Raw genomic sequence first — 16,791 nt, 5'->3', positions numbered from 1 at the left:
AAAGCCCCCTGCAAGGAGATCGCGCCATGTCCAACCCCACCGCCGCCATGCTGGTGATCGGAGACGAGATCCTGTCGGGCCGAACGCGCGATTCCAACATGCACCATCTGGCGCAGGAACTGACAAAGCAGGGCATCGTGCTGGCCGAGGTGCGGGTGGTGGCCGACCAGCACGCGGCCATCGTTGCCGCGCTGAACGCGCTGCGGGGGGCGTTTGACCACGTGTTCACCTCGGGTGGGATCGGGCCCACCCATGACGACATCACCGCCGATGCGGTGGCGGCGGCCTTTGGCGTGTCCATCGGCATCCGCGATGACGCGCGCGCGCTGCTGGCCGCGCATTACGAGCGGCAGGGGCAGGAGTTCAATGCCGCCCGCCAGCGCATGGCCCGCATCCCCGAGGGCGCCTCGCTTATCGACAATCCTGTCTCCATCGCGCCGGGTTTCACACTGGAGAACGTGCATGTGATGGCAGGTGTGCCCACGATCTTTCAGGCGATGGTGGCAAGCGTGCTGCCCACGCTGACCGGGGGCGCGCCGCTGCTGTCGCAGAGCCTGCGAATCGCGCGCGGCGAGGGCGAGATCGCCGGGCCGCTGGCGGATCTGGCGGCGGAGTTTCCGGATCTGTCCTTCGGCTCTTACCCGTTCCAGAAGGACGGGGCCTATGGCGCCAATGTGGTGGTGCGCGGGCAGGACGGCGCGCGGGTTGACGCGGCGATGACCCGGCTGGCCGGGATCTTTCCCGCATGACGCCCGATCTGCCGCGGCTTTACGCCGCGCTGGATGCCACATGGCCCGCCGCCGCGATGGTGGAGGCCGGGCCGTGGCGTCTGCGCGAGGGGGCGGGCGGCGGCAAGCGGGTGGCCTGCACCACGGCAGAGGGCGACTGGGGCCCCGATGACCTGCACGCGGCGGAAAAGGCGCAGCAGCTGCTGGGGCAGGTGCCGCTGTTCATGATCCGGCAGGGCGAGGTGGCGCTGGACGCGGCGCTGGAGGCCGAAGGTTATGCGCTGATCGACCCCGTCAACCTGTGGCTCTGCCCGATCGCGCGGCTGACCGACCGCCCCCTGCCCCGCGTCACCGCCTTTGCGGTCTGGGAGCCCTTGGCGGTGATGCGCGAGATCTGGGCGGCGGGCGGCATCGGCCCGGCGCGGGTGGCGGTGATGGACCGGGCGGCGGGACCAAAGACCGGCATTTTTGGCCGTATGTCCGACCGGCCCGCCGGGGCGGGATATTGCGCGATCCATGACCGCATCGCCATGGTGCACGCGCTGGAGGTGCTGCGGGCGCATCGCGGCATGGGCTTGGGCAAATGGATGATGCGCTGCGCCGGGATCTGGGCGGAGGCGCAGGGGGCGGAGTGGATGGCACTGGCCTGCCTGCGCGACAACCACGCGGCCAACGGGCTTTATGCCGCGCTGGGGATGGAACTGGTGGGTCAGTATCACTATCGCATCAAGGTCGCAGCGTGAGGGCGCGCGGCCTTTCTGCCGCCTTGACAGCGGTCCTGACACTGGCGGCGGGCCCGCTTGCGGCGCTGGATCTGGCCCTGCCCTCGGGGGCGCGGCTGACGGCGGAGCGGCTGACCGAGGCGGGCACCTATGCCGTGCCCACCGGCCCGTGGCGCGAGGGCAGCGGCGTGCCGGTGCAGCTTGCCGAAGGCCGGGTGCTGCGGCAGGCCTATCGCATCGATTCCTCTGATCTCACGACGCTGCAGGTGCTGGCGCCGCTGCGCACGCAGCTGGAACAGGCGGGCTACAGCGTGCTTCTGGACTGCGTGACCGGCACCTGCGGCGGTTTCGATTTCCGCTTCGGGATCGAGGTGATGACCGCGCCGGACATGTATGTGGATCTGACCGCCTACCGCTTCCTGTCCGCCGAGGGACCGGAGGGCGATTTCCTGACGCTGCTGGTCAGCCGCAGCGCCGCAGCAAGTTTTGTGCAGCTGGTGCGGGCGAACGGCCCCGAACCCGCGCCAGAGGATCCCGGACCGGTCGTGTCCCCCGGTCCTGCGGATGCCCCCGCCGCCGCCCCGGCCACGCCGGAGCAGATCGCGGCGCGGCTGGAACAGCGCGGCTATGTGGTGCTGCCCGATCTCAGCTTTGCCACCGGCGAGGCCGATCTGGGCGAAACCGAGGTCGCCTCGCTGGAGGCGCTGGCCAGCTATCTGAAGGACAATCCGGCCCGGCGGCTGCTGTTCGTGGGCCATACCGATGCCACAGGCTCGCTGGAGGCGAACCGCGCCCTGTCACAGCGCCGCGCCTCGGCGGCGCTGGCCTATCTGCGCGACCGGCACGGCATCCCGGCTACGCGCATGGCGGCGGATGGCGCGGGCTATCTGGCCCCCGTGGCCAGCAACCTGACGCAGGAAGGGCGCGAGGCGAACCGCCGCATCGAGGCGGTGCTGCTGGAGGCCGAAGGCTGATCGCCGCTTTCCGGCGGAGGCGCACAAGAAAAAGCGCCCCGGACGGACCGGGGCGCAGGTGGCCCAGAGCAGGGCGCAGGGAAATTCGTCACCAGTCCTGCGGGCCCTTGTCGACAAAGGCATCCACAAGAAAATCGATGAAGGCGCGGACCTTCGGCTGCGTGAAGCGGCCCGGCGGATAAACGGCATAGATGCCTTGGGTTTCCACCGGCAGGTCGGGAATGGCATCCTCCACCAGACCCTGTTTCATCGCGTCGGAATAGAGGTAGGAGGGCAGATAGGCGATCCCCAGCCCCGCGATGCAGGCGTTCAGCAGCGACTGCCCGTCATTGACCGACAGCCAGCCCGCCGTGCGGATCTGGCGTTTCTCGCCCGAGGGGGCCGTCACCTTCCACACATTGCCCGAAGACTGGTTGGAGTAGTGCAGCAGCTTGTGATCGTTGAGATCGTCGATGCGCGCGGGCCGTCCAAAGCGGGCGAAATAGGCCGGGGAGGCGATCATGCGCTTGGTGGTGTCGGTCAGCTTGCGGGCGCGCAGCGTGCTGTCTTCCAGCTCGCCGATGCGGACGGCCATGTCGAAGCCTTCGGAAATCAGCTCCACATAGCGGTTGTTCAGCACCATGTTCACGGTGATGTCCGGAAATTCGGCCAGAAACTCGCCCAGCATCGGGCTCAGATGATTGACGCCAAAATCCGTGGCGACGCTGATCCGCAGCAGGCCAGACGGCGCGGACTGCATCGAGGTGACGAGCGCATCCGCCTCTCCGGCATCGTTCAGCACGCGGCGGGCGCGGTCGTAATAGGCAAGGCCGATCTCTGTGGGCGAGACGCGGCGGGTGGTGCGGTTCAGCAGACGCGCCCCCAGCCGGGCCTCCAGCGAGGAGACATGCTTGGACACTGCCGATTTGGAAATGCCCATCTTCTTGGCCGCATCCGTGAACCCTCCTTGGTCCACGACAGTGGCAAAGGCCTCCATTTCGGTCAGGCGATCCATTGGCAATCCCTCGTTCTTCTGGTCCTGCCCAGCTATCCCCACAGAATGGGGCGTAACTTGGACCTCTGAGGGACAATATCTGGAATTCGGGTCAAACTGTGCGCGACGGGGAAACCCCGCCCGGCGCACGGGAAGGACCGCACCGAGGATACGCGGCGCGGCCCTCTGCCCCGGTTCACGGTCGGGGCAACGAGGTCAGGCGGCCTTGCGGCTGTGTTCGCCTTCCTCGATCTCTTCGACGATCTTCGACACGAAGGCCTTCAGGTCGTCAGGCTTGCGGCTGGTGATGATGCCCTTGTCGGTCACCACTTCCGCATCCTGCCAGTTGGCCCCGGCATTGATCACGTCGGTCTTGATCGAATGGAACGAGGTCATGTCGCGGCCCTTGGCCACGCCTGCCTCCACCAGCACCCACGGGCCGTGGCACACCGCCGCGATCACCTTGCCGCTGTTGTGGAAGTCCTTGACCAGCGACAGCACGCTCTCTTCGACGCGCAGCAGATCGGGGTTGATCTGGCCGCCGGGGATGACCAGCGCATCATAATCGCTGGCCTTGGCATCGGCGATCTTCAGGTCGGCTTCGGCATCGCGGCCCCAGTCGGTGCCTTCCCAGCCCTTGATGCTTTGCCCGTCCAGCGTGGCGACATGCACCGTCGCGCCCTTGGCGCGCAGCTGGTCGCGGGGAAATTCAAGTTCCGACTGTTCGAAGCCGTTGGTGGCGATGACGAGGACGTTTGCTGCGGTAATGGCAGTCATGTCTGTGTCTCCTTTTCCTGTAACGCTCTTTTGCGTCTCGGGAAAGGAACGGGCCCGGACCGCCTGTGGTTCCGCCCTGCCCGCACACGGGTTCTTGAGCGGTCAGAGCGCCAGCGCCAGCCGCACCCCCTGATCGATGGCGCGCTTGGCATCCAGTTCCGCCGCCACATCGGCGCCGCCAATCACCTGCGCGGCGATGCCCGCCCGGGCCAGCGCCTCGGCCAGACCACGCTCGGGCTCCTGCCCGGCGCAGATCACCACCGTGTCGCAGGGGATCAGATCCGGCGTGCCGTTCACCTCCACATGCAGGCCTGCCGCGTCGATATGGCGGTAGCTGACGCCGCCGCGCATCTGCACGCCCTTGGCGGCAAGGCTGGCGCGGTGGATCCAGCCGGTGGTCTTGCCCAGCCGTCGCCCGGGCCGTTCCGCCCGGCGCTGCACCAGCATCACCTGCCGCGCCGGGGCTGCGGGCTGCGGCCCTTCGGGGGCAAGCCCGGCGGGGGCAAGCGCGGGATCGGTCACCCCCCATGTGCTGCGCCAGAGCACGGGATCCAGCGTGGCGCTGGCGCCCTGATGCACAAGGTATTCCGCCACATCGAAGCCGATGCCGCCCGCGCCCAGCACCACAACGCGCGGCCCCACCGGGGCACCGCCGCGCAGCACCTCGGCATAGCCCAGCACGTTGGGCCCGTCCTGCCCGGGGATCTTTGGGTCGCGCGGGCGCACGCCGGTGGCCACCACCACGGCGTCATAGCCGCGCAGATCGTCCACGCCCGCGCTGGCCCCCAGCCGCAGCGTCACCGCCGTTTCGCGCAGCATGGTGGCGAACCAGTCGACAAGGCCGTGAAACTCTTCCTTGCCGGGGATGACGCGCGCCATGTTCAGCTGCCCGCCGATCCGGTCATCGCGGTCGAACAGCGTGACATGATGCCCGCGCTGCGCGGCGGTGATGGCGCAGGACAGGCCTGCAGGCCCCGCCCCCACCACCGCCAGCCGTTTCGGCAGGGCCGCGGGCCCCAGCGGCAGTTCCGTCTCGAACCCGGCGCGCGGATTGACCAGACAGCTGGACACCTTGCCCGCGAAGGTATGGTCCAGACAGGCCTGATTGCAGGCGATGCAGGGCGCGATCAGATCGGGCCGCCCCGCCCGCGCCTTGGCCACAAATTCGGGATCGGCCAGAAACGGCCGCGCAAGGCTGACCATATCGGCGCCGCCCTCCGCCAGCAGGCGTTCCGCCAGATCCGGCGTGTTGATCCGGTTGGAGGTGACAAGCGGAATGCCCACCTGCCCCATCAGCTTCTGCGTGACCCATGCAAAACCGCCGCGCGGCACCGAGGTGGCGATGGTGGGCACGCGCGATTCATGCCAGCCGATGCCGGTGTTGATAAGGCTGGCGCCTGCCCGCTCCACCTCCTGCGCCAGCTGCAGAACCTCGGCGAAGGGGGCGCCGCCGGGGACCAGATCGATCATCGACAGCCGGAAGATCACGATGAAATCCCGCCCCACCGCCGCGCGCACCCGGCGCAGCACCTCCAGCGGAAAGCGCCTGCGGTTTTCCGCGCTGCCGCCCCAGTCATCGGTCCGGCGGTTGGTGCGCAGGCTCAGGAACTGGTTCAGCAGATAGCCTTCGGACCCCATCACCTCCACGCCGTCATACCCGGCCTCGCGGGCGCGGGCGGCGGTGGTGGCGATGTCGCGGATCTGTTTTTCGATGCCCGCCTCGTCCAGCGCGGCGGGCACATGCGGAGAGATGGGCGATTTGATGGCCGAGGGCGCCACGCAGCCGGGGCCATAGGCATAGCGCCCGGCATGCAGGATCTGCAGCGCGATGCGCCCGCCGCAGTCCTGCACCCGCTCTGTCACAAGCCGGTGGCTGGCGATGTCCTGCGGCGTGAACAGCCCCGCGGCACCGGGAAACACCGCGCCTTCGGCATTGGGCGCCATGCCCCCGGTCACGATCAGCCCCGCCCCGCCCCGCGCCCGGGCGGCATAAAATTCCGCCACGCGGTTCCAGTCGCCGCGCTCTTCCAGATTGGTGTGCATCGACCCCATCAGCACCCGGTTGGGCAGGGTCACATGGCCCAGATCAAGCGGGGCAAAGAGGTGCGGATAACGGGTCATGGCGGGGCTCCTTGGGCGGAGCCTGCCATTGCGCGCGCCGCGCTGTCACGCTGGGACGTGACGTCACGGCGCGCGGCGTGCGCTAGTGCAGCGCAGAGATCTCCCGCCCCTCGGTCAGCCCCGCCACCCGGTCGACGATGGTGGCGGCATCGATGCCGAAATGGTGGTAAAGATCGCCGATCGTGCCGGTCTGGCCAAAATGTTCGACGCCAAGCGGGATGGTGCGGTGCCCCGCGACCGAGCCCAGCCATGACAGCGTGGCCGGATGCCCGTCGATCACCGTGACCAGATGGCAGTGCCGGGGCAGCCCGCCCAGCAGACGTTCCACGTGTGACAGCGCGCCGCGCTGGCCGCGCGCCCGCGCCCGCTGCGCCGCCGTCCAGCCCGCGTTCAGCCGGTCGGCGGAGGTGACGGCCAGCACCCCCACATCGCGCCGCCCCTCGGCCAGATGGCCCGCCGCGCGGATAGCCTCGGGGGCGACGGCGCCCTGATAGGCGATGACCACCTCGCAGTTCGGGCCCGGCGGGCGCAGCCAGTAGGCGCCGTCGATGGCGCCCTGACGGAAGGCGTCGTCATGGCGCTGGCCGGGCTGCTCCAGCGGATTGGTGCTGAGCCGCAGATAGACCGAGCCGCCGGTTTCATCGCGCAGCCATGTGCGTTCGTCGGGATCCCCTTCGCCATCGCGCTGCAGGTAGTCAAAGGCCCATTCCATGATGACCGCCAGTTCATCGACAAAGGCAGGCTCGAAGGCGGCAAGCCCGTCCTGCGCCATGCCGATCAGCGGCGTGCTGACCGACTGATGCGCGCCGCCTTCGGGCGCCAGCGTCACGCCGGAGGGCGTGCCCGCGATCAGGAACCGCGCGTCCTGATAACAGGCGTAGTTCAGCGCATCGAGCCCGCGCACCACGAAAGGATCATAGACCGTGCCCACCGGGATCAGCCGTCTGCCGAACAGCGTATGCGACAGCCCGGCGGCGGCCAGCAGCAGGAACAGGTTCATCTCGGCGATGCCCAGTTCGATATGCTGGCCCTCGGGGGCGAAATCCCATTTCGCGGTCGACGGGATGTTCTGTGCGCGGAATTCATCGGCGCGGGCATGGCGGGCAAAAAGCTTGCGCCGGTTCACCCATGCCCCCAGCCCCGTGGTGCCGGTCACGTCCGGCGAGGTGGTGACGATGCGTTCGGCCAGCGCGCTGTCGCCCCGCGCCAGATCGTCGAGGATCTTGCCAAAGGCCGCCTGCGTCGACAGGCTGCGGTCGGTGGCGATCTGAAGCTGCGGCACCGGCAGGCGCGCATCGGTTTTCCGGCGCGGCCCTTCGGCGAAAAACGGCACCTCGCGCAGGAAGCTGCGCAGCGCCTCGGGATCGTCCACAGCCGCAAAAGGCTCCCATTCCTGCCCTTCGGGCACGCCCATGTGCCGCTGCCAGTCGGCCATCTGCGCCTTGGTCATCAGCCCGCCATGGTTGTCCTTGTGCCCGGCAATCGGCGTGCCCCAGCCCTTGACCGTATAGGCCAGAAAACAGGTCGGACGGTCATGGTCGATGCTGGCAAAGGTGTCGGCCATGGTCTGCACGCAGTTGCCGCCAAGGTTTTCCATAAGGTCCGCCAGCTCGCGGTCCGACCGCCGGTCGATCAGCGCCGTGACATCGCCCTGATCGCCCAAAGCCTCCATCAGGCGGGCGCGCCAGACGGCGCCGCCCTGATAGGTCAGCGCGGAATAGACCTCGTTCGGGCAGGCATCGATCCAGTCGCGCAGCGCCTCGCCCCCCGGTTCGGCAAAGGCCGCGCGCTGCAGCGCGCCGTATTTCACCCGCACCACATCCCAGCCAAAGGCGGTGAAGATCTGTTCGATCCGCGACCAGAGCCCTTCGCGCACCACGCCATCCAGCGACTGGCGGTTGTAGTCGATCACCCACCAGACGTTGCGCAGGTCGTGTTTCCAGCCTTCCTGCAGGCATTCGTGGATATTGCCCTCGTCCAGTTCGGCATCACCCATCAGCGCGATCATCCGGCCCATGCGCTGCCCCTCTCCCCAGGGCTTGGCGGCGATGTAATCCTGAATGAGCGACGCAAAGGAGGTGACCGCCACGCCCAGCCCCACCGAGCCCGTGGAGAAATCCACGTCATCCACATCCTTGGTGCGCGACGGATAGGACTGCACCCCGCCGAAGCCGCGGAAATTCTCCATCTTCTCGCGCGGCAGGTTGCCCATCAGATACTGCATGGCATGAAACACCGGCCCGGCATGAGGCTTGACCGCCACCCGGTCCTGCGGACGCAGCGCGCCGAAATACAGCGCGGTCAGGATCGACACCATGGAGGCAGAGCTGGCCTGATGCCCGCCCAGCTTGATCGCGTCCACCTTGGGGCGGATGTGATTGGCGTTGTGGATCATCCAGTGCGACAGCCAGAGCAGGCGCTGTTCGACGGTATTCAGGGGGCTGTGCGGCATGAAACTCCTCCGTATGTCGCGGCAGGATACCACGCCCCGCCCGAGCGGATCCTTGCGATTTCCGCGCCACACGGGTTCACTGCTGGTGGAAACGCGCGTGTTGCGTGCAAACAGAGGGGATTCCGCTACGATGGACGAGGTGGATGTGCGAATCCTGCGCCTGCTGCGGCAGGACGGGCGGGCCAGCCTGCAGCAGATCAGCGACAGCGTCGGGCTGAGCCCCACCCCCGTGGCGCGGCGGCTGCGCGGGCTGGAACAGCGCGGCATCGTCACCGGCTACACCGCCCTGCTGGACGAGGCGGCGCTGGGGTTTCAGGTGTCGGTCTTCGTGTCGGTGCAGCTTGACCGGCAGGTGGATCAGGCGCTGGCGCAGTTCGAAACCGCCATCGCCACCTTTCCCGAGGTGGTGGACTGCTGGCTGATGACCGGCAACCGCGATTACCTGATGCGGGTGGTCACCGAAGGTCTGGCGGAGTTCGAGACCTTCCTGACCCACAAGCTGACCCGGGTGCCCGGCGTGGCCAAGATCGAAAGCTCGATCCCCCTGCGCCGGGTCAAGTCGGGCATCTCGCGCATGCCTTAGAGGTTCGGCCTCAGGCGCGGGCGCTCCGCGTCCAGGGCTCCGCGCCTTTCACGTCGACAAAGACGCGATAGACCGAGGTGGTGGCGGTGATGAACAGCCGCTGCCCGTCCGCGCCGCCGAAACACAGGTTGGACACGGTTTCCGGGATCAGGATCTTGCCAAGCCGCGTGCCGTCCGGGGCAAAGCAGTGCACCCCGTCCCCGGCAGAGGACCACAGGTTGCCCAGCACGTCGCAGCGCATCCCGTCCGGCAGCCCGCAGTCCAGCGTGGCGAAATCCCCCAAGTGGGTCAGCGTAGCCCCGTCCACCGCGTATTTACGGATGACCGACGGCACGGTTTCGTCATGGCTCGACCCGCTTTCGGCGACATAAAGCAGGCTTTCGTCGGGCGAGAAGCAGAGCCCGTTCGGCTGCGCGAAGTCCGAAATCACCGGCACCGGCGCCCCGCCTTCGGGCGGGATGCGGAACACATGGCGCGCGCCCTGTTCGGGCTCGGCGCGGTTGCCCTCGAAATTCGACATGATGCCGTAGGTGGGATCGGTGAACCACACCGCCCCGTCGGAACTGACCACCACGTCATTCGGGGAATTGAGGCTCTTGCCGTCATGGGCGGAGGCCAGAACGGTCAGCGCGCCGTCATGTTCGGTGCGCACCACGTCGCGGAAGCCATGGCGGCAGCCCACCAGACGGCCCTGCCGGTCCCGGGTGTTGCCGTTGTTGAACCCCGAAGGCTGGCGGAACACCGACAGATCGCCGGTCTCGGTCAGCCGGTAGAGCGTCTGGGACGGGATTTCGGAAAAGATCAGGCAGGCGTGATCGCCGAACCAGACCGGACCTTCGGTCCATGTGAAGCCGGTGCAGAGCCGCTCCAGTTGCGAGGTGGGATGCACCAGATCGCGGAAGCGGGGATCGTCGATCTGCAGATGGTCAGGCAGGCGGATCATCGCGTGGCCCTTCTTGTGCTGGCGGCAATGACAATGCCGATGATGATGGTGCCGGTCAGGATCAGCCGCACCCCGGCGCCCGCGCCGTAGGAGTTGAGCATCGAGACCACGAGAAACATGAACAGCGAGGCGCCCCAGACGCCGGGCACGTTGGAGGAGCCCCCCGCGATGGAGGTGCCGCCGATGACCACCACCGCAATGGACATGAGCAGGTATTCGGTGCCCATGTTCAGCGCGGCACCGCCCGAAAAGCTTGCCAGCAGATAGCCCGCGATGGCGGCAAAGACGGTGACGGCCAGATAGGTGGCGGCGCGCACCGCCTCGACCGGGATGCCTGCCAGCCGCGCGGCGCGCAGGTTCTGCCCGGAGGCAAGCAGCCAGCGCCCCCAGACCGACCGCTCCAGCAGCACCCAGATCACCACGGACAGCGCCAGCCCCACCAGCGCCACGTTGGGGATGCCGAAAAAGCGGCCCGTGGCGAAATCGGCCAGCCCCTCGGGCGGCTTGATGCGCAGGCCGCGGTTCGACCAGATGGCGATGGACTGATAGACCAGCGAGGCGGCGAGTGTCGCGATGATCGGCGGCAGGCGCAGCAGGTAGATCAGCGTGAAATTGGCAAGGCCGGTGCCAAGCCCCACGAGGATGGCGACGCCCAGCCCCAGCCACGCGGTGCCCGGATCGCTGCCCATGGTCTTGAGCGCAAGCGTGCCCGCCAGCGTCATGGTGGCCGGAATGGACAGGTCCACATTGCCCGGCCCCAGCGTGATGACCAGCATCTGGCCCAGCCCCACGATGGCGGCGAAGGCCCCGAAGCTGAGCGCGGCATAGGCCAGTTCGCTGGCGCCGCTGCCCCCGGTCAGGGTGACGGTCAGCGCAAAGGCGGCGGCGGCGGCAACCCAGGACCAGAGCCATGGTTTGTGCAGAAGTTTCATCAGAGCCCCCTTAGGCCTGCGCGTCGCGGCGGGTGAACAGCAGCCGCGCCGTGAGAACCAGAATGAGGATCGCGCCCTGCGCGCCGATCTGCCAGTCGGGCGACAGCCGCAGGAAGCTGAGGAACGAAGCCGCCAGCGTCAGCGTCAGCGCGCCGATCACCGCCCCCACCGGGCTGACCTTGCCGCCGGTGAATTCGCCGCCGCCAAGGATCACCCCCGCGATGGACAGCAGCGTGTAGCGCAGCGCGATATTGGCATCGGCAGAGGTGGTAAGCCCCACCAGCGCCATGCCCGCCAGCACTCCGAAAAGCCCCGCGCAGCCATAGGCCAGCGCCTTGAGCCGGATCACCGGCCAGCCCGCCCGCGCCACCGAGCGGGCATTGCCCCCCACCCCGCGCAGCACGGTGCCAAGCCCGGAGCGGATGAACAGCAGATGCGTGATCCCCGCGATCAGCACCGAGGCGACCACGGCCATGGGCACGAAGGGCGGCTTGACCGTCATCAGCGTGCGCAGCCAGTCGGGGCTGCTGCCCCCCGGCGAGGGCAGGATGAACAGCGCAAGCCCGCCCCAGACGAAGGACATGCCCAGCGTCACCACGATGGCGGGCAGATCCAGCGCATGGATCACCGCCCCAAGCGCGGCATAGGCCAGCACCAGCGCCAGCAGGATCACCAGCCCCAGCAGCGGCGTGTCGTTGAGAAAGGTGGCGACGACACAGGCCACCAGCGACACGAAGGCGCCCAGCGACAGGTCGATGTCATTCACCATGATGATGCACATCTGCGCGATGGTGGCGAGCGCGATGGGCACCGCGAGGTTGAACAGCAGGTTGACGCCGAAATAGCTCATGGCGCGCGGCTGCATGTAGAAGGTGGCGGCCAGCAGGATGGCAAGCGACAGCACCGGCAGCAGAATCCGGTAACGGGCGAACAGGGTCATGTCAGGCCTCCGCCATTTCGAAAGAGGCGCTCAGGATGCGTTCCTCGGTGATGTCGGCCCCGGTCAGTTCGGCAGAGATCTGCCCGTCGCGGAAGACGAAGACGCGGTCGCACTGGCAGACCTCCTCGGTTTCGGTGGAATACCACAGGAAGGTGCGGCCCCGCGCGGCCTCGGCGCGGATCATGGCATAGACATCCTGTTTCGTGCCCACGTCGACGCCGCGCATGGGATCGTCCATCACCACCACCGGCGCGTCAGAGGCCAGCGCGCGGGCAAACAGCACCTTCTGCTGGTTGCCGCCCGACAGCGACAGGATTGGATTGGTCACGTCTTCGGTGCGGATGCCGATGCGGGCTTTCCAGTCGGCGGCAATGCGGGATTCTTCGGCCCGGTCGACCAGCCCGCGCCGCGCGATGCGCGGCAGGATCGACACGGTGGCGTTGCGCAGGATCGACCACAGCGGCAGCACGCCGTCGCGGCCCCGGTCACCCGCGACAAACACCATGGGCGCAGCCTTGGGCGCGCGCCAGGACGAGGTGGCGCCCAGATAGAGCCGGGCCAGCGCCTCGGCCTGACCATGGCCCGCAAGCCCCGACAGGCCCACGATTTCGCCCCGCCGCGCGGTCAGCCCTTCGGGGGTGGTCACCACGGTCTCGCCAAAGCTGCGCGCCGCCTCGACAGCGGCGGCATCGGGGGCGACATGGCCCATGGCATCCACCAGCCCCTGCCGGGTAAAGCGGTCCGCAGGCTCGTCGGCGACCACGCGCCCGTCCTTCATCACAAGGATCCGCGTGGCCACGGCAAAGATCTCGCCCAGCATGTGCGAGATGAAGATGACCGCGCCCCCGGCGGCGCAGAACCGTTTGATATGGCTCAGAAGCTGCTCCGCGATCCCCGCATCGAGCGAGGATGTCGGCTCGTCAAGGATCACCAGCCGCGCCTCTGTGCCGCGCGGGGCAAAGCCGATGGCGATCTCGACCATCTGGCGCTGTGCGATGCTCAGGCTGTCCACCGGCGCATCTGCGGCGATGCCATGGCCCGGAAACACCTGATCCAGCGCCTGCGCGATTTCCTCCCGCGCCTGACCGCGCCAGCGCAGCCCCTTCAGCGCGGCATGGGAAATGCGCAGGTTCTCCGCCACCGTCAGGTTGGGGCAGAGCGACAGTTCCTGAAACACCGACCGCACGCCCGCGCCCAGCGCGCTGCCCGCGCCGGAGGCCGGAAAGGCGACGGTGCCCGCCGACGGCGAAAGCCCGCCATTCACCACATTGACCAGAGTGGACTTGCCCGCGCCGTTATGGCCGACAAGCCCCAGACATTCCCCGGGAGAGATGGACAGGCTCACGCCGTCGAGCGCCCTGACCGCGCCAAAATGCTTGGCGGCGTCAGTCAGGGCGACGATCGGCGCAGCCGCTGCGGCTGCGCTGTGCATGAGGGTTATTTCGCCTCTGCGATGACGGCCTTCGCGTCATCCAGCGTGTAGACGGTGTTGGCGACCGACCCTTCGGGGGTGCTTTCCAGCGCCTCGTCCAGCGTGTCCTGCGTGACCTTCAGGAAGGGCACCACCAGATCCTTCGGCACTTCCTGCCCGTCGAGGATCTGCTGCGCGACCCAGAACGCCAGCGAGGCGACGCCGGGCGCGATGGACAGCGACATGGTCTCGTAGCCGTTCGCGTCGCGCTGTTCGGCCCACCACGCCATTTCGTCCTGCCGGTTGCCCAGCACGATCAGCGGCATGTCGCGGCCTGCGGCCTTGAACGCCTCGGCGGCGCCATAGCCGTCGCCGCCCTGCGTCACCACGCCCACGATCTCGGGCAGCGAGGGCAGGATGCCTGCAACGGCCTTCTGCGCGACTTCCTGCGCCCAGTCGCCGTTCACCGACCCGGCGATGGTGAACTTGTCATGCGCGGCCACGCCGTCTTCGATGCCTGCGTGGATTTCGTCATCCACGAACACGCCAGCCAGACCGCGGATTTCCAGCAGGTTGCCGCCCTCGGGCAGACGCTCCGCCAGATAGTCGACCTGTTCGCGGCCCATCGCCTTGAAATCCACCGCGATGCGCCATGCGCAGGGGGCAGTCACGATGCCGTCGAAGCTGACCACGGTGACGCCTGCATTGCAGGCCTCTTCCACGGCGCCGTTCAGCGCCGTGGGCGACGCGGCGTTGAGGATGATCGCGTCATAGCCCTGCAGGATCATGTTCTGGATCTGCGCGGCCTGTTCGGTGGCCTGATTTTCCGAGGTGGTATAGGCATCCGCCGCCGCCACCACACCGTCGGAAACGGCCTGCCCGCCGACTTCTTCGAAGGTCTGCAGCATCGCCTGCCGCCACGAATTGCCCGCGTAGTTGTTGCTGAGCGCGATGCGCTTGTCGCTGGTTTCCGCCATGGCGGCACCTGCGGTCACAGCAAGCGTCGCCGCCCCAAGCAGCAGTCTGGAAATGGTCATGTCGCCTCCCTTTGCGCCCGCATCACGGCGGTGCGTCCGATCGCCCGTCCTCCACGGGCACTGGCATGATGGTGACCCTGCCCGCTGCCGCCTGTAAAGTGAGCATCCCGCAGATCGGATGCGGGAACCCGCATCTTGGCTGCGGGAATCGGTGTTTTCTTTGCGACGGACACAGGGCATTCTTGCGGAGACGCGCAAAACCCGCGTCCGGAGGAGAGATGACAGCAGCACAGATGGCAGCCGACCCGCCCGCGCGCGGGGACGTGATCCTGCGGCTTGGCGCACAGCTGGCGGGCGTGGTGGAGATTCGCTCTGCCCTGTCGGCGGTGGCGCCGCAGATCGCGGAGATCGTGTCCTATACCCATGCCGACATCTGCCTGCATGACAGCCCCGGCTGGGTGGTCAGCTACGAGGTGGGCATAGAAACGCGCTGGTCGCGCAAGCGCACGCGGGTGCAGTATTCCCCGGTGCGCGAACTGCTGACCGGACGCACCGACCTGATGCTGACCGCCAATGCGATGACCGATCCGCGCTACACCTATCCCGGCGCCTGCTGCGAACCGATCCTGAACCATCGCCTGCGGTCGCGCATCAACGTGCCCATGGTGGTGATGGGCCGGGTGATCGGCACGCTCAACGTGTCGCACAACATCGAAGGTCTTTACGGCATGGCGCAGGTGGAGGCGGTGCGGGAACTGTCGCAGGTGCTGTCGCCGCATTTCCACGCCCTGCACGCGGCGGAAAAGGCGCAGCAGGCGGCGCGGGCGCGGGCGCGGGCGCAGGAACAGGCCGACGGGCTGCGGCGCGGCGCGCTGGAACTGACGCAGGCGCTGGAACAGGAGCGCCAGCGCATCGGCATGGATCTGCATGATCAGACGCTGGCCGACCTGACCCGCATCTTGCGCGACCTGACCAGCGAGGCGCCGCTGGACCGCGACCTGCTGGCCAAGCGCGTCACCGACACCATCGACGACCTGCGGCGGCTGATCGACATGGCGGTGCCGACGCTGCTGGATCTGTTCGGCTTTGCCCATGCGGTGCGGGTGCATCTGGAACGCGCGGTCGGCAGCGACCCGGTGACCATCGACGTGGAGGATGCCACCGAAGGCGCACCCGACCGGCTGAACCCCACGGCGCGCACGGCGCTGTACCGCATCGCGCAGGAGGCGATCAACAACGCCGCCCGCCATGCCCGCGCCACGCATATCGTGGTCAGCATCACCCGCGATGCCGCAGCCCGGCTGCGCGTCATCATCCGCGACGACGGCTGCGGCATTGGCGCCGATGGCGGCGGGCGACATTCGGGGCTGGCGCATCTGCGCACCCGCGCGCATCTGGTGGGCGCGGATCTGGAAATCGTGGCGGATGGCGGCACCTGCGTCACCGTCACCCTGCCTGCGGGCGCGGAGGGCACGGCATGAGGGTTCTGCTGGTCGAGGATGATCCGTTCCACGCCACCTTCCTGCAGGATGTGCTGGCCGAGGCCCTGCCCGAGGTCACCGAGACCCTGCACGCCACCGATGGCGCCGCAGGCGAGGCCGAGGCCCGCGCCACCCGCATCGAAGCCGTGGTGATGGATCTGCAGATGGACCGCCGCAACGGCATCGAGGCGGCGCGCGCGATCTGGGCCGAACGTCCCCGCACCCGCATCCTGTTCTGGTCCAACTATTCCGACGAGGCCTATCTGCGCGGCATCTCGCGTATCGTCCCCGAAGACAGCGCCTATGGCTATGTGCTGAAAACCGCCACCCGCGAACGGCTGAAGCTGGCGCTGCGCGCCGTGCTGGTCGAGGGCCAGATCATGGTCGACCGCGAGATTCACCGCCTGCAGCGCCGCACCGGCTCGCCCCGGCAGGCGCTGGATGACAGCGAATATGCGGTGCTGCTGGATCTGGCGCTGGGGCTGCAGGACAAGCTGATCGCGGAACGGCGCGGCATGTCGCTGCGCACCGTGCAGAACCGGCTGCTGTCGCTTTACGACAAGCTGGGGGTCGAGGGCGAGGACGAGGGCCCCGCGCTCAACAAACGGGTGCGGGCGCTGTCCCGCGCCTTCAGCACCCGCACGCTGAACGTGGAAACGCTGGAAGGCGCGCAGCGGGAATATGACCGCTGGCTGGTGCGGCGCGCGCGGGGCGCCGCCTGATCCCGCGCGCCCCCTTGGCGGGCGGGCCGCGGATCGGTAAGACAGCGATCCGGAC

General features: G+C 68.1%; 15 protein-coding genes. 6 read left to right on the top strand and 9 right to left on the bottom strand.

All coding sequences use genetic code 11. The features are described from left to right. Nucleotides 1–26: 26 nt before the first annotated feature. From VK682_RS05215 to VK682_RS05205, 3 genes are read left to right on the top strand one after another with little or no spacing between them, the layout of a single operon-like run. On the top strand, nucleotides 27–749 hold the full coding sequence (locus VK682_RS05215) for a competence/damage-inducible protein A (protein ID WP_089843769.1): 723 nt from the start codon (nucleotides 27–29) through the stop codon (nucleotides 747–749). Next, nucleotides 746–1,471, top strand: a complete 726-nt coding sequence (locus VK682_RS05210) for a GNAT family N-acetyltransferase (protein WP_230796011.1) — start codon at nucleotides 746–748, stop codon at nucleotides 1,469–1,471. The genes VK682_RS05215 and VK682_RS05210 overlap by 4 nt, the downstream gene beginning before the upstream one ends. 23 nt (nucleotides 1,472–1,494) lie before the next feature. Further along, nucleotides 1,495–2,424: an OmpA family protein gene (locus VK682_RS05205; RefSeq protein WP_230796012.1), complete on the top strand. Its 930-nt coding sequence runs from the start codon at nucleotides 1,495–1,497 to the stop codon at nucleotides 2,422–2,424. Nucleotides 2,425–2,512: 88 nt separating this feature from the next. Here the strand turns inward: VK682_RS05205 and VK682_RS05200 are convergent, their stop codons facing one another. The 4 genes from VK682_RS05200 to VK682_RS05185 form a co-directional block, all read right to left on the bottom strand. Next, the gene (locus VK682_RS05200; RefSeq protein ID WP_089843776.1) at nucleotides 2,513–3,418 is read right to left on the bottom strand and encodes a LysR family transcriptional regulator; all 906 of its coding nucleotides are present in this window, start codon (nucleotides 3,416–3,418) and stop codon (nucleotides 2,513–2,515) included. A 195-nt stretch (nucleotides 3,419–3,613) separates the two neighbouring features. Further along, nucleotides 3,614–4,174: a type 1 glutamine amidotransferase domain-containing protein gene (locus tag VK682_RS05195; RefSeq protein WP_230796013.1), complete on the bottom strand. Its 561-nt coding sequence runs from the start codon at nucleotides 4,172–4,174 to the stop codon at nucleotides 3,614–3,616. A gap of 102 nt (nucleotides 4,175–4,276) precedes the next feature. Next, complete coding sequence (locus VK682_RS05190) at nucleotides 4,277–6,295, bottom strand: NADPH-dependent 2,4-dienoyl-CoA reductase (protein ID WP_230796014.1); 2,019 nt, start codon at nucleotides 6,293–6,295, stop codon at nucleotides 4,277–4,279. Nucleotides 6,296–6,377: 82 nt separating this feature from the next. Further along, a complete protein-coding gene (locus VK682_RS05185) occupies nucleotides 6,378–8,747 on the bottom strand; it encodes a thiamine pyrophosphate-binding protein (protein ID WP_324781536.1) in 2,370 nt (789 codons plus the stop codon). Nucleotides 8,748–8,877: 130 nt separating this feature from the next. On the opposite strand from VK682_RS05185, the gene VK682_RS05180 reads away from it, so the two are divergent. Then, nucleotides 8,878–9,330 carry an Lrp/AsnC family transcriptional regulator gene (locus VK682_RS05180; RefSeq protein WP_089843792.1) on the top strand — a complete coding sequence of 151 codons (453 nt, stop codon included), beginning with the start codon at nucleotides 8,878–8,880 and terminating at the stop codon, nucleotides 9,328–9,330. Between the two features lie 10 nt (nucleotides 9,331–9,340). Here the strand turns inward: VK682_RS05180 and VK682_RS05175 are convergent, their stop codons facing one another. The 5 genes from VK682_RS05175 to VK682_RS05155 are packed head-to-tail and all read right to left on the bottom strand — an operon-like array spanning nucleotide 9,341 to nucleotide 14,593. Next, nucleotides 9,341–10,273 carry an SMP-30/gluconolactonase/LRE family protein gene (locus tag VK682_RS05175; RefSeq protein WP_230796016.1) on the bottom strand — a complete coding sequence of 311 codons (933 nt, stop codon included), beginning with the start codon at nucleotides 10,271–10,273 and terminating at the stop codon, nucleotides 9,341–9,343. Next, nucleotides 10,270–11,205, bottom strand: a complete 936-nt coding sequence (locus VK682_RS05170) for an ABC transporter permease (protein ID WP_324781535.1) — start codon at nucleotides 11,203–11,205, stop codon at nucleotides 10,270–10,272. The genes VK682_RS05175 and VK682_RS05170 overlap by 4 nt, the downstream gene beginning before the upstream one ends. A gap of 10 nt (nucleotides 11,206–11,215) precedes the next feature. Next, the gene (locus VK682_RS05165; protein WP_089843799.1) at nucleotides 11,216–12,145 is read right to left on the bottom strand and encodes an ABC transporter permease; all 930 of its coding nucleotides are present in this window, start codon (nucleotides 12,143–12,145) and stop codon (nucleotides 11,216–11,218) included. A 1-nt stretch (nucleotide 12,146) separates the two neighbouring features. Further along, on the bottom strand, nucleotides 12,147–13,577 hold the full coding sequence (locus VK682_RS05160) for a sugar ABC transporter ATP-binding protein (protein ID WP_324781534.1): 1,431 nt from the start codon (nucleotides 13,575–13,577) through the stop codon (nucleotides 12,147–12,149). A 5-nt stretch (nucleotides 13,578–13,582) separates the two neighbouring features. After that, complete coding sequence (locus VK682_RS05155; RefSeq protein ID WP_324781533.1) at nucleotides 13,583–14,593, bottom strand: ABC transporter substrate-binding protein; 1,011 nt, start codon at nucleotides 14,591–14,593, stop codon at nucleotides 13,583–13,585. A gap of 218 nt (nucleotides 14,594–14,811) precedes the next feature. Here VK682_RS05155 and VK682_RS05150 point away from each other — a divergent pair, with 218 nt between their 5' ends. Beyond that, the gene (locus tag VK682_RS05150) at nucleotides 14,812–16,014 is read left to right on the top strand and encodes a sensor histidine kinase (RefSeq protein ID WP_230796022.1); all 1,203 of its coding nucleotides are present in this window, start codon (nucleotides 14,812–14,814) and stop codon (nucleotides 16,012–16,014) included. Then, nucleotides 16,011–16,736, top strand: a complete 726-nt coding sequence (locus VK682_RS05145) for a response regulator transcription factor (RefSeq protein ID WP_089843811.1) — start codon at nucleotides 16,011–16,013, stop codon at nucleotides 16,734–16,736. The genes VK682_RS05150 and VK682_RS05145 overlap by 4 nt, the downstream gene beginning before the upstream one ends. The last annotated feature ends 55 nt before the right edge of the window (nucleotides 16,737–16,791 follow it).

This window comes from Salipiger marinus, from assembly GCF_035481585.1.
Lineage (GTDB): Bacteria > Pseudomonadota > Alphaproteobacteria > Rhodobacterales > Rhodobacteraceae > Salipiger > Salipiger marinus.
The sequence above is the reverse complement of the archived record's forward strand: the minus strand, read 5'-3'. Positions and strand labels throughout refer to the sequence as shown.

Bases quoted from the DNA above. Each gene is read 5' to 3' on its own strand.
- VK682_RS05215 (WP_089843769.1), top strand. From the start codon at position 27: ATGTCCAACCCCACCGCCGCCATGCTGGTGATCGGAGACGAGATCCTG.
- VK682_RS05210 (WP_230796011.1), top strand. From the start codon at position 746: ATGACGCCCGATCTGCCGCGGCTTTACGCCGCGCTGGATGCCACATGG.
- VK682_RS05200 (WP_089843776.1), bottom strand. From the start codon at position 3,418: ATGGATCGCCTGACCGAAATGGAGGCCTTTGCCACTGTCGTGGACCAA.
- VK682_RS05195 (WP_230796013.1), bottom strand. From the start codon at position 4,174: ATGACTGCCATTACCGCAGCAAACGTCCTCGTCATCGCCACCAACGGC.
- VK682_RS05190 (WP_230796014.1), bottom strand. From the start codon at position 6,295: ATGACCCGTTATCCGCACCTCTTTGCCCCGCTTGATCTGGGCCATGTG.
- VK682_RS05185 (WP_324781536.1), bottom strand. From the start codon at position 8,747: ATGCCGCACAGCCCCCTGAATACCGTCGAACAGCGCCTGCTCTGGCTG.
- VK682_RS05180 (WP_089843792.1), top strand. From the start codon at position 8,878: ATGGACGAGGTGGATGTGCGAATCCTGCGCCTGCTGCGGCAGGACGGG.
- VK682_RS05175 (WP_230796016.1), bottom strand. From the start codon at position 10,273: ATGATCCGCCTGCCTGACCATCTGCAGATCGACGATCCCCGCTTCCGC.
- VK682_RS05170 (WP_324781535.1), bottom strand. From the start codon at position 11,205: ATGAAACTTCTGCACAAACCATGGCTCTGGTCCTGGGTTGCCGCCGCC.
- VK682_RS05165 (WP_089843799.1), bottom strand. From the start codon at position 12,145: ATGACCCTGTTCGCCCGTTACCGGATTCTGCTGCCGGTGCTGTCGCTT.
- VK682_RS05160 (WP_324781534.1), bottom strand. From the start codon at position 13,577: ATGCACAGCGCAGCCGCAGCGGCTGCGCCGATCGTCGCCCTGACTGAC.
- VK682_RS05155 (WP_324781533.1), bottom strand. From the start codon at position 14,593: ATGACCATTTCCAGACTGCTGCTTGGGGCGGCGACGCTTGCTGTGACC.
- VK682_RS05150 (WP_230796022.1), top strand. From the start codon at position 14,812: ATGACAGCAGCACAGATGGCAGCCGACCCGCCCGCGCGCGGGGACGTG.
- VK682_RS05145 (WP_089843811.1), top strand. From the start codon at position 16,011: ATGAGGGTTCTGCTGGTCGAGGATGATCCGTTCCACGCCACCTTCCTG.